At 64.2% G+C, this 13,335-nt stretch carries 18 protein-coding genes; 13 read left to right on the plus strand and 5 right to left on the minus strand.

Features of this window, described 5'->3' with window-relative positions:
- Together SO140_RS44065 and SO140_RS44070 are read left to right on the plus strand one after the other, a co-directional pair.
- A partial coding sequence (locus SO140_RS44065; protein ID WP_498544078.1) for a GyrI-like domain-containing protein occupies nt 1-422 on the plus strand: 422 nt, incomplete at its 5' end.
- 5 nt (nt 423-427) lie between these two features.
- A complete protein-coding gene (locus tag SO140_RS44070) occupies nt 428-1,147 on the plus strand; it encodes an SIMPL domain-containing protein (protein ID WP_449384351.1) in 720 nt (239 codons plus the stop codon).
- A gap of 83 nt (nt 1,148-1,230) precedes the next feature.
- Here SO140_RS44070 and SO140_RS44075 read toward each other — a convergent pair whose 3' ends face one another.
- Complete coding sequence (locus SO140_RS44075; protein ID WP_449384352.1) at nt 1,231-2,226, minus strand: MBL fold metallo-hydrolase; 996 nt, start codon at nt 2,224-2,226, stop codon at nt 1,231-1,233.
- A gap of 421 nt (nt 2,227-2,647) precedes the next feature.
- Here SO140_RS44075 and ffh point away from each other — a divergent pair, with 421 nt between their 5' ends.
- The 7 genes from ffh to SO140_RS44110 all read left to right on the plus strand — a co-directional run bounded on the left by ffh (nt 2,648) and on the right by SO140_RS44110 (nt 8,792).
- Nucleotides 2,648-4,198 (plus strand): signal recognition particle protein, encoded by a 1,551-nt coding sequence (ffh, locus tag SO140_RS44080; RefSeq protein WP_449384353.1) that lies wholly within the window; start codon nt 2,648-2,650, stop codon nt 4,196-4,198.
- Nucleotides 4,199-4,283: 85 nt separating this feature from the next.
- Nucleotides 4,284-4,616 (plus strand): 30S ribosomal protein S16, encoded by a 333-nt coding sequence (gene rpsP, locus SO140_RS44085; protein WP_027523519.1) that lies wholly within the window; start codon nt 4,284-4,286, stop codon nt 4,614-4,616.
- 176 nt (nt 4,617-4,792) lie between these two features.
- Nucleotides 4,793-5,347 (plus strand): ribosome maturation factor RimM, encoded by a 555-nt coding sequence (gene rimM / locus SO140_RS44090; protein ID WP_449384354.1) that lies wholly within the window; start codon nt 4,793-4,795, stop codon nt 5,345-5,347.
- Between the two features lie 34 nt (nt 5,348-5,381).
- Nucleotides 5,382-6,125 carry a tRNA (guanosine(37)-N1)-methyltransferase TrmD gene (gene trmD, locus SO140_RS44095; protein ID WP_449384355.1) on the plus strand — a complete coding sequence of 248 codons (744 nt, stop codon included), beginning with the start codon at nt 5,382-5,384 and terminating at the stop codon, nt 6,123-6,125.
- A gap of 111 nt (nt 6,126-6,236) precedes the next feature.
- Complete coding sequence (gene rplS, locus SO140_RS44100) at nt 6,237-6,617, plus strand: 50S ribosomal protein L19 (protein WP_254101811.1); 381 nt, start codon at nt 6,237-6,239, stop codon at nt 6,615-6,617.
- Nucleotides 6,618-7,082: 465 nt separating this feature from the next.
- Nucleotides 7,083-8,489: a 3-isopropylmalate dehydratase large subunit gene (gene leuC / locus SO140_RS44105; RefSeq protein WP_449384356.1), complete on the plus strand. Its 1,407-nt coding sequence runs from the start codon at nt 7,083-7,085 to the stop codon at nt 8,487-8,489.
- A gap of 93 nt (nt 8,490-8,582) precedes the next feature.
- A complete protein-coding gene (locus tag SO140_RS44110; RefSeq protein ID WP_449384364.1) occupies nt 8,583-8,792 on the plus strand; it encodes a hypothetical protein in 210 nt (69 codons plus the stop codon).
- A gap of 120 nt (nt 8,793-8,912) precedes the next feature.
- Here SO140_RS44110 and SO140_RS44115 read toward each other — a convergent pair whose 3' ends face one another.
- From SO140_RS44115 to SO140_RS44125, 3 genes are all read right to left on the minus strand, one after another.
- Nucleotides 8,913-9,488, minus strand: coding sequence for a hypothetical protein (locus SO140_RS44115; protein WP_449384357.1), 576 nt, complete (start codon nt 9,486-9,488; stop codon nt 8,913-8,915).
- Nucleotides 9,489-9,699: 211 nt separating this feature from the next.
- Nucleotides 9,700-9,960, minus strand: a complete 261-nt coding sequence (locus SO140_RS44120) for a hypothetical protein (RefSeq protein WP_449384358.1) — start codon at nt 9,958-9,960, stop codon at nt 9,700-9,702.
- A 97-nt stretch (nt 9,961-10,057) separates the two neighbouring features.
- Nucleotides 10,058-10,276 (minus strand): hypothetical protein, encoded by a 219-nt coding sequence (locus tag SO140_RS44125; protein ID WP_449384359.1) that lies wholly within the window; start codon nt 10,274-10,276, stop codon nt 10,058-10,060.
- Between the two features lie 258 nt (nt 10,277-10,534).
- On the opposite strand from SO140_RS44125, the gene SO140_RS44130 reads away from it, so the two are divergent.
- Complete coding sequence (locus tag SO140_RS44130) at nt 10,535-10,747, plus strand: hypothetical protein (protein ID WP_498544079.1); 213 nt, start codon at nt 10,535-10,537, stop codon at nt 10,745-10,747.
- Nucleotide 10,748: 1 nt separating this feature from the next.
- Here the strand turns inward: SO140_RS44130 and SO140_RS44135 are convergent, their stop codons facing one another.
- Entirely contained in the window at nt 10,749-11,039 is a 291-nt protein-coding gene (locus tag SO140_RS44135) for a hypothetical protein (RefSeq protein ID WP_449384365.1), read from the minus strand.
- Nucleotides 11,040-11,214: 175 nt separating this feature from the next.
- On the opposite strand from SO140_RS44135, the gene SO140_RS44140 reads away from it, so the two are divergent.
- From SO140_RS44140 to SO140_RS44150, 3 genes are all read left to right on the plus strand, one after another.
- Complete coding sequence (locus SO140_RS44140) at nt 11,215-11,613, plus strand: metallopeptidase family protein (protein ID WP_449384361.1); 399 nt, start codon at nt 11,215-11,217, stop codon at nt 11,611-11,613.
- A gap of 159 nt (nt 11,614-11,772) precedes the next feature.
- Nucleotides 11,773-12,378, plus strand: a complete 606-nt coding sequence (leuD, locus tag SO140_RS44145; protein WP_449384362.1) for a 3-isopropylmalate dehydratase small subunit — start codon at nt 11,773-11,775, stop codon at nt 12,376-12,378.
- Nucleotides 12,379-12,478: 100 nt separating this feature from the next.
- Nucleotides 12,479-13,264, plus strand: coding sequence for a glycosyltransferase family 32 protein (locus SO140_RS44150; RefSeq protein WP_449384363.1), 786 nt, complete (start codon nt 12,479-12,481; stop codon nt 13,262-13,264).
- The last annotated feature ends 71 nt before the right edge of the window (nt 13,265-13,335 follow it).

The following is a 13,335-nucleotide window of genomic DNA, read 5'->3' on the forward strand; positions in this document are numbered from 1 at the left end:
AGGTCGTGATGGCCAAGGGAAGCGCCAACTGGGATTCCGCCTTCGACACGCTGATCGATTCGTTCAAGGCGCTGAACGCGCTTTTGGACAAGCAGGGCATCAAGCCCGCGGGCAATCCGATGATCGTCTACACCTCGACCGACGACACCGGCTTCACCTTCCTCGCGGAGATCCCGATCGACCAGGATCCCAAGAGCCTGGGCAAGGACATGAGCATCGGCAAGTCGCCGGAGGGCAAGGCGCTGAAGTTCGTCCATCGCGGCTCCTACGACAACATGGACAACACCTATGAGGCGATCACCAATCACCTCGACGACAAGAAGCTGGAAGCCAAGGACACTTTCATCGAGGAGTACCTCACCGATCCCCTGAAGACGGCGGAGGACAAGCTCGTGATCAACGTCTATGTGCCGCTGAAGTGAACGTGATGAAGAACAACGCGATCATGGCCGCTGTTTTCACCGCCGCGCTTGGCGCGACTCCTGCGCTTGCCGACGATTTTCCGTCGGCGGTCTCGGTGAGCGGCGAGGCGAGCGTGTCGGCGGCACCTGATCTCGCGCAGATCGATGCGGGTGTCGCCAACGACGCGAAGACCGCGAAGGAAGCCTCCGACGCCAACAACGCGGCGATGGGCAAGGTGCTGCTGGCCTTGAAGGGCGCGGGCATCGACGAGAAGGACTATCAGACCTCGCGGCTATCGCTGCAGCCGCAATATGCAACCTCGTCCAAGACCTCGGACCGCGCAACGAGCATCGTCAGCTTCCGCGCCAGCAACCGCGTCACGGTGAAGATTCGCGACGTGACCAAGGTGGCCAGCGTGATCGACACGCTGGTCGGCGCCGGCGCCAATGATGTCGGCAACATTTCCTTCGAGGTCACGCTGGCCTCGAAACTGCTCGACGGTGCCCGCGAGCAGGCGCTTGCCGATGCCCGCCGCAAGGCCGAGATCTACGCCAAGGCCGCCGGCGTGACGCTCGGCGCGCCCCTCAGCATCTCCGAAGGCGGCGGTCCGATGCCGCTGTTCAAGAGCCGCATAGCAGCCGCACCCATGGCCGCAGCCCCGGCGCAGGTCGCTCCCGGCGAGGAGACGCTGTCGGTGACGGTGAATGTGAGCTGGGCGATCAAGCCGGCACAACCGGCGCAGTAAGAGGCACACTGCCGCACCAACCTGGGTGTGCGCTCGCTACGCTCGCTTGTCCGTGACGACACCGGAGATAAACGGCGCAGTCATCAAATCTCCACCACCTGCCCCGGCTTCAGCGCCACGAACCGCTCGCGCGGGATGCTCGCTGCATCGAGCGCTTCGAGCAGCGCCTTTGCCGGCGCGTCGATGGCCTCATCGGTGAGCTGGAACGTGCCATGGTGATGCGCCAGCGCGGCCTGCGCGCCGCAGTCCGATAGCGCCTTCACCGCGTCTTCCGGATTCATGTGCTGCTCGCGCATGAACCAGCGCGGCTCGTAGGCACCGATCGGCAGGATCGCGAGACGCAAGGGACCGTGCGCTTCGCCGACGCGGCGGAAATGCGCGCCCTCGCCGTAGCCGGAATCGCAGACGACGTAGATCTTTCCCGCGGGCGTCTCCAGCACGAAGCTCGCCCACAGCGCCCTGTTGCGGTCGAACAGGCTGCGCGCCGACCAGTGGCGTGTCGGCACGAGATGCACGGCAATGTCGCCGCCGAGCTCGACGCGGTCGTGCCAGTCGAACGCCTCGGCGCGGATCGCGCCGTCGCGCTCACGCATGGTGAGATCGTTGCCGAGCGGCGTGATCACGCGCGGCGCAAAATTCTTGGCGAGCCGCGACAGCGTCGCGATGTCGAGGTGATCGTAGTGACCGTGCGAGACCAGCACGACGTCGATCTTCGGCAGCTTGTCGAAGGCGATGCCGGGGTCGTTGTGGCGCTTCGGCCCGGCCCAGCCCACCGGCGAGACCCGCATCGACCAGACAGGATCGACGAGGATATTGAGCCCGCCGGTCTGGATCAGCCAGCTCGCGTGCCCGACAAAGGACAGCCTGACCTTGCCGCCATTAACCTCCACCGGCGGATAATCGGCATAGGGGCTCGGAACCCAGGCCGGCCAGACCGACCGGTCGCGCTTGCCGCCGAACTGCCAGCGCAGGACCTCGCGCAGCGATTTTGGCGGAACTCCATCGGGGTCGAAGAACTTTTCGCCGTCGAAATGATCGGACGGCGGGCCGGAATAGGTCTTGATGCTGCGGCGGGTCATCTAACGGCCCGAATGGCCCCAAAATAAAGGTTCCGGGAAGGAATAAGCAGCCGAACCGCCCCCTTCAAGATGCCACATTCCGGCTTGTTTCCTTGACTTTTGCGGCTTGCGGGGGTTTAAGGCCGCACCACTTCTCGGAAAGGCTTTCTTTTCGACCCGCCGACTGGCCCTGGAGGCCAGAGGTCAACGCCCGACAGCGCGATGCGCCCTCGGGCGTAAAGGTGTTTGGAAGATCGTATTTGGCTTCGGGCCACGACCCGAGCAAGTGGTCATCCCCTGCGAAGGCGGGGGATCCAGTATTCCGAGACGGCTCGGCTTGAACCGAGAGGCCGCGGCGTACTGGATGCCCCGCCTTCGCGGGGCATGACAGCGGAGAGTAACGGAGCGCGCCCCCACGGGGGACAGCAACAGGACGACTTCATTGTTCGACAATCTGTCGGAAAGGCTTGGCGGCATCCTCGATCGTCTGACGGGGCGCGGTGCGCTGACCGAAAAGGACGTCGACGCCGCGATGCGCGAAGTGCGCCGCGCGCTGCTGGAGGCCGACGTCGCGCTCGAAGTGGTGCGCAGCTTCACCGAGCGCGTGCGCGAGCAGGCGATCGGCGCCACCGTCGTGAAGTCGGTCACCCCCGGCCAGATGGTCGTCAAGATCGTCCATGACGAGCTGATCAACACGCTCGGCGCCGAAGGCCAGACCATCGACGTGAATTCCGTGCCGCCGGTGCCGATCATGATGGTCGGCCTGCAAGGTTCCGGCAAGACGACGACCACCGCGAAGCTCGCCCGCCGCCTCGTCCAGCGCGACAAGCGCAAGGTGCTGATGGCTTCGCTCGACGTCTACCGTCCGGCGGCGATGGAGCAGCTCGCCGTGCTCGGCCGCGATCTCGACATTCCGACCCTGCCGATCGTCGCGGGCCAGCAGCCGCCGCAAATCGCGAAGCGCGCGCTGGAAGCCGGCAAGCTCGGCGGCTACGACATCGTGCTGCTCGACACCGCCGGCCGCACCACGCTCGACGAAGAGATGATGGCGGAGGCTGCCGCGATCAAAGCCGCAGCCAATCCGCATGAAGTGCTGCTGGTTGCGGATAGCCTCACCGGCCAGGACGCGGTGAACCTCGCGCGCTCGTTCGATCAGCGCGTCGGCCTCACGGGCATCGTGCTGACAAGGGTGGACGGCGACGGCCGCGGCGGCGCCGCGCTGTCGATGCGCGCAGTCACCGGCAAGCCGATCAAGCTGATCGGCACCGGCGAAAAGACCGATGCGCTGGAGGATTTCCATCCCGACCGTATCGCCGGCCGTATCCTCGGCATGGGCGACGTGGTGTCGCTGGTCGAACGGGCCGCCGCGAACATCGACGCCGAGAAGGCCGCGCGCACCGCCGAGCGGATGCGCAAGGGCCAGTTCGATCTCAACGACATGCGCGAGCAGCTGTCGCAGATGGCCAATATGGGCGGCATCAGCGGGCTGATGGGCATGATGCCCGGCATCTCCAAGATGAAGAACCAGATTGCCGCCGCAGGGATCGACGACAAGATCCTGAAGCGGCAGGTCGCGATCATCGATTCCATGACGCGCGAGGAGCGCCGGCACCCCGACCTGCTCAAGGCGAGTCGCAAGAAGCGGATCGCCGCCGGAAGCGGCCAGAGCGTCGAGCACGTCAACAAGCTGCTCAAGATGCACCGGAACATGGCCGACGTGATGAAGGCGATGGGCTCGGGCAAGCGCGGCCCGCTCGCCGGCATCGCGCAGGCCATGGGCTTTGGCGGCGGCATGAAGATGCCCTCGCCCGAAGAGATGAAGGCGCTGCAGGAGAAGATGCAGGGCGGTGGCGGCGGACAGGGCTTGCCCAACCTGCCGAAGGATTTGCCGCCTGGTCTTCGCACCGGCCTGCCGAACCTGCCTGGACTGACCGGGCTGAGCGGCAAGCCGACGCTGCCGGGCCTCGGCGGTTTTCCAGGCAAGAAGAAATGAGGAATTCGTCGCGGGGGATCGTCAGCATCCTGCGCAACGCGGAATACCAATCAACCGAACGAACTGTACTTTGAAGGAGAACTGAATGTCCGTCGTTATCCGCCTCGCGCGCGCAGGCACCAAGAAGCGCCCCGTCTATCACGTTGTCGTCGCCGACTCGCGCTTTCCGCGCGATGGCCGCTTCATCGAGCGCTTGGGCTATTTCAACCCGCTGCTGCCGAAGGACAACGAGACCCGTCTCAAGCTCGACATGGACAAGGTGAAGGCCTGGCTCGCCAAGGGCGCGCAGCCCTCGGACCGCGTGATGCGCTTCCTGGACGCAGCCGGCGTGAAGAAGCGCGAAGCGCGCAGCAACCCGCAGAAGGCCGTGCCGCGCAAGGAGCGCAAGGCGCAGGCCGAAGCCGCCGCGAAGGCTTAAGTCTCTTCGATGCCCAGGCCTTCATGCTTCGAGACGCACGGCTTTCGCCGTGCTCCTCAGCATGAGTGTCTATCTCCTCATCCTGAGGAGCACGCGCACCCGAGCAAGCCGAGCGAAAGCGAGGCCGTCGCGAACGGTGCAAACAAAGCGTGCGTCTCGAAGGGTGAGGCCACCTGATGTCTCAACTCATTTGCGTCGCGCGGATCGGCGCCGCGCATGGAGTGCGCGGCGCGGTCAAATTGTGGACCTTCACCGAAGATCCCTTTGCCGTGCGGCGCTATGGTCCGCTGTCGACCCTCGACGGCAAGCGCCAGTTCGAGCTCGCGCAGGCACGCGAGGCCAAGGATCATCTGGTCGCGACGTTCAAGGGCGTCACGACCCGCGATGAAGCCGAACGGCTCAACGGCATCGAGCTCTATGTCGCGCGCGAAAAGCTGCCTGCGACCGATGACGACGAATATTACCACGCCGATCTGATCGGGCTCGCCGCCGTCACCACGGCCGGCGACGCGCTCGGTCGTGTGTTCGCGATCCACAATTTCGGCGCCGGCGACATCATCGAGATTGCTCCGCCCAAGGGTACGACGATGCTGCTGCCGTTCTCCAACGCGGTGGTGCCGGAGGTCGATCTCGACGGCGGTCGCGTCGTGATCGCGCTGCCGCAGGAGATCGAAGGCGAGGACGAAGGCGACGCTCTCTCCACCAGTCCCCGCGAAAGCGGGGACCCATAACCACAGGCCGTGGTTTTTGGCTAAGCTGATTGCAATGACCAACTCCTCACCCTGGCGCGCGACGGTGCTGACGCTGTTTCCCGAGATGTTTCCGGGACCGCTCGGCGTGAGCCTGGCCGGCCGGGCGCTGGCCTCCGGGCTTTGGGAGCTCGAGGCGCGGGACATCCGGGCGTCCGCGACCGATCGTCACCGCAGCGTCGACGACACGCCGGCCGGTGGCGGGCCGGGCATGGTGCTGCGGGCGGATGTCCTGGCCGCGGCCATCGATGCCGCCGGGATCGGCGAGGTGCGGCCAAAGCTCCTCATGAGCCCCCGCGGTCGGCCATTGACCCAGGCCCGCGTCATCGAGCTGGCAAAGGGCCCCGGCCCCCTGATTGTCTGCGGCCGGTTCGAGGGGATCGACCAGCGGGTGATCGAGGCAAGGGGCCTGGAGGAGGTCTCGATCGGCGATTACGTGCTTTCCGGCGGCGAAATCGCAGCACTGGCGCTGATCGACGCGTGCGTGCGGCTCTTGCCGGGAGTGATGGGCAAGGAGGCCTCGGGAACCGAGGAAAGCTTCTCCGAAGGTCTCCTGGAATATCCCCAATACACCCGTCCGCAGCTGTTTGAAGGGGTTCCGATCCCGGAGATCCTTACCTCCGGCGACCATGCCAAGGTCGCGGCCTGGCGGCGGGCCGAATCCGAGGCCCTGACGGCTGCCCGGCGGCCGGATCTGTGGGAAAAAGCGACGAATCGAGCCTCCGGCCAAAAAACGCCAAAAAACAAGACAGACGGGTGACAAACGCTCCCGCTTGCCTTATAGGAGCGGCCAAATCCGCAATGGCTGGATAGACGAATTTCGCGCAGCCCCCTCTTTTTCGTGGCTGGGCGCGCCGATGGAGAATTACCCATGAACCTGATCAAGCAGCTCGAAAAAGAGCAATTCGACAAGCTCTCCGCCGGCAAGGAGATTCCGGAATTCGCCCCCGGCGACACCGTGATCGTCAACGTGAAGGTCGTCGAAGGCGACCGCACCCGCGTGCAGGCCTATGAAGGCGTCTGCATCGGCCGTTCCGGCGGTGGCCTCAACGAGAGCTTCACCGTGCGCAAGATCTCCTACGGCGAGGGCGTCGAGCGCGTGTTCCCGCTGCTCTCCCCGATGATCGACTCGATCAAGGTGGTGCGTCGCGGCAAGGTGCGTCGCGCCAAGCTCTATTACCTGCGCAATCTCCGCGGCAAGTCGGCTCGCATCGTCGAGAAGCAGGACCGCGCGACTGCAGTCAACGAGTAATCTTCGCAACAGGCGGATCGGCGAAGAAGCGCGGGGCTTGGCTCCGCGCTTTTTTGTTTGCGGTTCGTGCGGTGACGACGAGGTGTCGATCCTCATCCTGAGGAGCGCGGAACGCGCGTCTCGAAGGATGAAGGCCCGGTCCGTGGCCTCGCCCTTCGAGACGCGCGCCAAGGCGCGCTCCTCAGGGTGAGGGGCATGCCCTGTGCAAGTAGTGAAAGCTCTCGCGCTTCCAAATCGGCCTGCTATATATTCCTGGAATGTTTCCAGATCAGACCCGCAACGAGCCCATCAAGCGCATCGTCATCGACGATCGCTCGCGGCTGCCTGGCCGGTTCTTCGGACGCTTTGCGACCTCGGCAACGTCAGAGCTTAGACGCGCAGCTTAAACGCTGCGCCGACGATTTGTTTGCCCGCGCGCAAAGGCGCGCTTCACATCGCTACCAAACATTGCTGGAGCTCACGCTCATGTCCAAACCGACCACACTGTACGACAAGATCTGGAACGATCACCTGGTGCACGAAGCCGAGGACGGCACCTGCCTGCTCTATATCGACCGCCATCTGGTGCACGAAGTCACCTCGCCGCAGGCTTTCGAAGGCCTGCGTACCACGGGCCGCAAGGTGCACGCGCCCGAAAAGACGCTCGCCGTCGTCGACCACAACGTGCCGACCACCGATCGCACCAAGCCGAACCCCGACCCTGAAAGCATCGAGCAGATCAAGGCGCTCGCGGAGAATGCCAAGGAATTCGGCATCGAATATTACAACGAGTTCGACAAGCGCCAGGGCATCGTCCACGTCATCGGCCCCGAGCAGGGCTTTACGCTGCCCGGCACCACCATCGTCTGCGGTGACAGCCACACCTCGACGCATGGCGCGTTCGGCGCGCTCGCGCACGGCATCGGCACGAGCGAGGTCGAGCACGTGCTGGCGACGCAGACGCTGATCCAGAAGAAGGCCAAGAACATGCGCGTCACCGTCGACGGCAAATTGCCGGAGGGCGTGACGGGCAAGGACATCATCCTGGCCATCATCGGCGAGATCGGCACCGCCGGCGGCACCGGTTACGTGCTGGAATACGCTGGCGATGCGATCCGCGCGCTCAGCATGGAAGGCCGCATGACGGTCTGCAACATGTCGATCGAAGGTGGCGCCCGCGCCGGCCTCGTCGCGCCCGACCAGAAGGCCTTCGACTTCCTGCGCGGCCGTCCGAAGTCGCCGCAGGGCGCAGCCTGGGATGACGCGATGCGCTACTGGGAGAAGTTGCGCTCCGACGACGGCGCGCATTTCGACCACGAGCTTCGGCTGGATGCAGCCAAGCTGCCGCCGATCGTGACCTGGGGCACCTCGCCTGAAGACGTGATCTCGGTGACCGGCCTCGTGCCGGATCCGGACAAGATCGAGGATGAGGCCAAGCGCCTCTCCAAGCATCGCGCGCTGAAATATATGGGCCTGGCCGCGGGCACGAAGATCACCGACATCAAGCTCGATCGCGTCTTCATCGGCTCCTGCACCAACGGGCGCATCGAAGACCTGCGCGCCGCGGCGAAGATCGCCGAGGGCAAGACCGTCAGCGCCCATGTCAACGCCATGGTCGTGCCGGGCTCCGGCATCGTGAAGGAGCAGGCCGAAGCGGAGGGTCTGGACAAGATCTTCATCAAGGCCGGCTTCGAATGGCGTGAGCCGGGCTGCTCGATGTGCCTCGCCATGAACCCGGACAAGCTCAAGCCGGAAGAGCGCTGCGCCTCGACCTCGAACCGCAATTTCGAGGGCCGCCAGGGCTTCAAGGGCCGCACGCATCTGGTGTCGCCGGCGATGGCGGCCGCGGCTGCGATCGCGGGTCACTTCGTCGACGTCAGGGATTGGCGCTGAGCCACATCAGCGCAATTCTAACGATCCGGGCAAGCGTGCCTTAAGCGGCTTGCCCCAAGACTTCATCCTCGCGACGAGCTCGCGAGGATGAAGATGGCCAACAAGCCGGACTACATCGACCTCATCAGCGATGCGACGCGCCAGCATCGGCGCCGCGCTGCGCCGTCGCGCGTCGTCGCCAAGCCCGAGATCGAGGAGACCTCGCGCCTCAGCCGCTGGCCGCCGGCGATGTTCCGGCAATGGAAGCTCGACAATCTGATGCGCTGGAAGCCTGCATCCTGGAAGCTCGGGGATTGGCTCTAGCCACAAGCACTCCGCATCATGCCCGGGGCATCCACGACCTTTCTTTGCGAGGCCAAGAACGTGGATGGCCGGGACGAAGCCCGGCCATGACGTGACGGATAGAGTTCGGCGGTTCTCACATCACCAATAGCGATGCCGCCAGCCCCAGTGGTGCCAGCGATGCCAATGGTGCCAGCGGCAGATGCGGCGCGGGCCCCAATGGGTCCAGATGACCCGGCAGCGGCGCGGATAGCTGTAATAGGGATAGTAGCCGCCGTAATAGTAGCGCCGGTGGAAGTGGCGATAGCCGTAGTAGGGACGATAACCCCAGTGACGGTGATATCCGCCGTAACGGAAGCCGCCATAGCGATAGCCGCCGCCATGAAAGGCCGGCGCGGCACGGAAGCCACCACCGTGGAAGCCGCCGCCACGGACGCCGCCGAAATGCGCTCCGCCACCGCCGTGAAACCCTCCGCCGCCGTGAAAACCTCCACCACCACGGAAGCCGCCCCCATGGCCGCCACCGCCGCCACCACCGTGGCGGACCTGCGTGACCATGTCATCGGTCGCGGCTTTCGCTGCCGGTAAGGCGACCGGATTGATTGGGGTCAGCGCCTCGGCGCGCTGCGCAGTCCCTGCCGACAGCACCAGCGCTGCCACGGCCGCAAGTCCGAACAAGCGGACCACGCTCGCCGGGGGATCAAAACTCCTCAGCATCAAACCCTCCCTGGATCTGGACAGCGCGGCGTGAGCCCACCTCGAAGTGCGAGGCGGACGTGGCGGGCGCTGTTCATTTGCGGTCGCTCCCCAAGATTAAATTAGGGACAGTGACGTGAACGCCTCATGAATGAATGAGAGCGAGAGGATCGGCTGCGATGGAGAGTCGCTAGAGAGCGTGCAGTTGCGCCAACAAAAGAGCGCGGAAGTCTCACCACCACGGCCCGAAGCCGAGCACGAAGGGAGCGGGCACGCTGTAGGGATAGGGCCGATAATAGACGGGCCGCGCGTAGTAGTGCGGCTGATAGGGCGCGTGCCGAACGCTACGCACGTATCGGTCGTGACGTCGCATGCCGAAATCAACCGTTCGCGCCGACGACTGCTGCGTGGCGATTGACGTCGCCGCAACCGATGCATCAGGCAGGGCCATTGCCAGTCCCAATGCGCCGACGATGACGATCGCTGTCTTCATGACCATCTCCATGCCGCCAGCATGAAGCCTTCGTGACGTCATCTGCAAGCGAAAACAGGCCCGGTTATCCGGGCCTGTTTTGCCGCCGATCGACGCGTCACCACCAGCGCCGGTGATGCCAATGGTGCCAGCGCCAGTGATGATGGTGCCAGCCACGCCAATGCACTTCCGTCGTGGTGGCAGCGACATCCTGCACCGCTGGTGCGGCGCCGGGATTGATGAGGGATACGGCATGCGCGCGCTGGATGGGCGCAGCGGACATCAGCACGGCTGCGACGGCAGCGAGACCGAACACCCTAGCCTTCGTGAATTGCATGTCGTCCTCCTCCTATCTCCAAGTGTGACGCAATATGTGTGACGAAAATCCAGCATGGCGTCACGGAGGAGAACGCTAGAGGCGGCAGCCTGAATCGTGTATGAATGAACGCGCCGCAAAGATGAATGCAAAGAGCTGCTCGCGAAAGACCTGCGGCCAGATGCTTTCGAGACCCGCGCAACGCATTTCGTTTGCGCCAATAAAACCAACCGTCAATGATCAGCGTATCTTCTGGACGACCAGATGCAGGAGATGGTCATGGCACTGTCACGTGGTGGGCTGCCGGTTTCGCGCTTTGCTGTTTCAACGGTTACCCTGTTCGGCTCGGAGGTCGCGCTCGCCGCACAAGGACCGGGCGTTGAAGTGGGCGCGGCGAGCCCGTTCGTGCAAGCGGTGATGGCGATCCTGGTCTACGGCGCGTCCGCGCTCGTCGTCGGCGTTGGCCTGATCGGGGCGTTGCGAGGTCGTTGATCTAGCCCCGTCGCCAGTAGCAGCTCATGCGCGGCACGATCACGGTGCCGCTCGGCCGATATTCCTGCACATAGGTGGCGTTGCATTCCCGTACCGCGTCCGGGCCGGGATTGTAGCGCGGATAGACCCCGTCCGGCGTCTCGTACGGCACCACGCGCAACCGCGGCCGGCGGCGCGGCGGCGGCGCATCCGGGGGCAAGGCATCTGGCGAAAAGACCTGGGCCAGCCGGACTGCGGCGCCAGTCGCCTGGGCTTTCGCGCCGGAATCAAAAAACAGCGAAAACAACCCCATGCAAAGTAAGACCTGGCAAAGTAAGATCAGTGCCGCTGTTCCCGCCCGCATCGTGCCACCCACCTGAATCGACCCCATCAAGGCGCCGTACGCTCCCCGTTTTGGTGCCGCGCGTCAACCTTGCCGCGATCATAAAGCCGGATGCATCGCCGGGGAACCCGCGCTAAGAGAGGGCATGTGGACGGAATTGAAAGCGCCTTCGCTCGCCGAAATGGAGGCGGTGGCGCACGACATCTTCGAGCGCCTGCCGAAACACTTTCGCGATCTCTGCGAGGGCGTGATCCTCCGCGTCGACGACTTCCCGACTGACGAGGTCCTCGACGAGATGGACTGCGAGAGCGAGTTCGACCTGCTCGGCCTGTTCCAGGGGGTCGGCCTGCCGCGGCAAAGCTTCGCCGACGTGGCGCGGCTGCCGAACATGGTTTGGCTCTACCGCCGGCCGATCCTGGATTATTGGGCCGAGCACGAGGAGAGCCTCGGCCATATCGTCCGCCACGTGCTGATCCATGAGATCGGGCACCATTTCGGCCTCTCCGACGACGATATGGCCGCGATTGAGGCCTCCGTAGACTAGATCTCATCGAGCCACGGGCTCGGTCAACCTCCCCCGCAAGCGGGAGAGGGAGCCGACCTACTTCGTGGCGAGCAGATGAGATCTGCCGAATTTGGCCTAGGATTCGGGCCCTAATCGCGATAAACAGCCGTTCCCCTGACCTACCCGGGAAGCGCAACCATGGACAAGTTCACCACGCTGGAAGGCGTCGCGGCGCCGCTGAAGATCATCAATGTCGACACCGACATGATCATTCCGAAGCAGTACCTGAAGACCATCAAGCGTACCGGCCTTGGCAAGGGGCTGTTCTCCGAGCAGCGCTACAACGACGACGGCAGCGAGAATCCGGACTTCGTGCTCAACCAGCCGGCCTATCGCAATTCGAAGGTGCTGGTCGCCGGCGACAATTTCGGCTGCGGCTCGAGCCGCGAGCACGCGCCCTGGGCGCTGCTCGACTTCGGCATCCGCTGCGTGATCTCGACCTCGTTCGGCGACATCTTCTACAACAACTGCTTCAAGAACGGCATTCTGCCGATCCGCGTTGCCCAAGAAGACCTCGACAAGCTGTTCGACGATGCGGAGCGCGGCGCCAATGCGACGCTCACCATCGACCTGCCCAACCAGGAGATCCGCGGCCCCGACGGCGGCAAGGTCAAGTTCGAGATCGACCCGTTCCGCAAGCACTGCCTGATCAACGGCCTCGACGACATCGGCCTCACGATGGAGAAGAAGGCCTCGATCGACACCTACGAGGAGAAGCTCAAGCGCGAACGCGCCTGGGCCTGAGATCGGCTTTTATTTCGAGCCCCGGTGCGATGCGCGCCGGGGCTTTTTCTTTGCCCGCTGTTCTTTGCCCTCTCGCGTTTGTCATTTATAGCTTGCCCGCATGTTGCCCGACATCGTCACCTTCTGGCATGGCCCGATGGACGCGCTGCGCCAGACCTGTCTGCGCTCGCAGCTCGCGGCCGGGCACAGGGTCACTGTCTACAGCTTCGATACGATTCCGGGCCTGCCTTCCGGCGTCGACAATGCCGAGGCCGAAGCAATCCTGCCGCATGTGTTCTCGGAAAAGCTGCGGCCACCGCAGCCGGACGGAAGCTGGCGCGACTGGACCACGCTTCAGTTCAGCGACTTCTTCCGCATGAAGCTGATGGCTCAAGACGCAGGCCTGTGGCTCGACGCCGATGTGCTGCTCTTGAAACCCGTCGAGATCGATCCGGCAAAACCCTATTTTGCCTGGGAGCGGCCGCGCCAGCTCGGCAACTCCGTGCTCTATTTGCCGCCCGAGCACGGCATCGTTCGCGCCTTCGAGGCGCTGATGGAGCAGGAGGAGCTGACGCCGGACTGGCTGTCGCTGCGCCACCGCCTGACGTTTGCATTGCGCCGCCTGCGCGGCGGCTCGAACCGGCTCTCGGATATTCGCGTCGCGATCTATGGTCCGGCCGCGTTGACCGCACTCGCGCATCGCTTCGGCGAACTTGATAACGCGTTGCCCAAGCAGTCGTTCTATGCGGTGCATGCCGAACCAAAACTGTTCTTCGAACCGTCCAACTATCTCGGCCTCGTCGCCAACCCCGAAATCATCGGCCTGCACATCTCGCCCAAGGGACGCGGCGGCCAGAAGCCGATTCCGGGAAGCCTGTATGCCTGGGCCGCGGAGCGGTTTAGCTAAAGCGTGATGGCATTAAGTTCGATAGCCTGAATTTTTGAGGTAGTTGGCGCATTCCTCGGGGGTGAAGGCAT

Source organism: Bradyrhizobium sp. UFLA05-108 (assembly GCF_059803455.1).

Excerpts from the sequence above, each read along its gene's own strand:
- SO140_RS44150 (WP_449384363.1), top strand. The coding sequence starts at position 12,479 with ATGTTGCCCGACATCGTCACCTTCTGGCATGGCCCGATGGACGCGCTG.
- SO140_RS44120 (WP_449384358.1), bottom strand. The coding sequence starts at position 9,960 with ATGAAGACAGCGATCGTCATCGTCGGCGCATTGGGACTGGCAATGGCC.
- rplS (WP_254101811.1), top strand. The coding sequence starts at position 6,237 with ATGAACCTGATCAAGCAGCTCGAAAAAGAGCAATTCGACAAGCTCTCC.
- SO140_RS44110 (WP_449384364.1), top strand. The coding sequence starts at position 8,583 with ATGGCCAACAAGCCGGACTACATCGACCTCATCAGCGATGCGACGCGC.
- rimM (WP_449384354.1), top strand. The coding sequence starts at position 4,793 with ATGTCTCAACTCATTTGCGTCGCGCGGATCGGCGCCGCGCATGGAGTG.
- rpsP (WP_027523519.1), top strand. The coding sequence starts at position 4,284 with ATGTCCGTCGTTATCCGCCTCGCGCGCGCAGGCACCAAGAAGCGCCCC.
- SO140_RS44075 (WP_449384352.1), bottom strand. The coding sequence starts at position 2,226 with ATGACCCGCCGCAGCATCAAGACCTATTCCGGCCCGCCGTCCGATCAT.
- leuC (WP_449384356.1), top strand. The coding sequence starts at position 7,083 with ATGTCCAAACCGACCACACTGTACGACAAGATCTGGAACGATCACCTG.
- SO140_RS44140 (WP_449384361.1), top strand. The coding sequence starts at position 11,215 with ATGTGGACGGAATTGAAAGCGCCTTCGCTCGCCGAAATGGAGGCGGTG.
- leuD (WP_449384362.1), top strand. The coding sequence starts at position 11,773 with ATGGACAAGTTCACCACGCTGGAAGGCGTCGCGGCGCCGCTGAAGATC.
- SO140_RS44115 (WP_449384357.1), bottom strand. The coding sequence starts at position 9,488 with ATGCTGAGGAGTTTTGATCCCCCGGCGAGCGTGGTCCGCTTGTTCGGA.
- SO140_RS44070 (WP_449384351.1), top strand. The coding sequence starts at position 428 with ATGAAGAACAACGCGATCATGGCCGCTGTTTTCACCGCCGCGCTTGGC.
- SO140_RS44135 (WP_449384365.1), bottom strand. The coding sequence starts at position 11,039 with ATGGGGTTGTTTTCGCTGTTTTTTGATTCCGGCGCGAAAGCCCAGGCG.
- SO140_RS44125 (WP_449384359.1), bottom strand. The coding sequence starts at position 10,276 with ATGCAATTCACGAAGGCTAGGGTGTTCGGTCTCGCTGCCGTCGCAGCC.
- SO140_RS44130 (WP_498544079.1), top strand. The coding sequence starts at position 10,535 with ATGGCACTGTCACGTGGTGGGCTGCCGGTTTCGCGCTTTGCTGTTTCA.
- trmD (WP_449384355.1), top strand. The coding sequence starts at position 5,382 with ATGACCAACTCCTCACCCTGGCGCGCGACGGTGCTGACGCTGTTTCCC.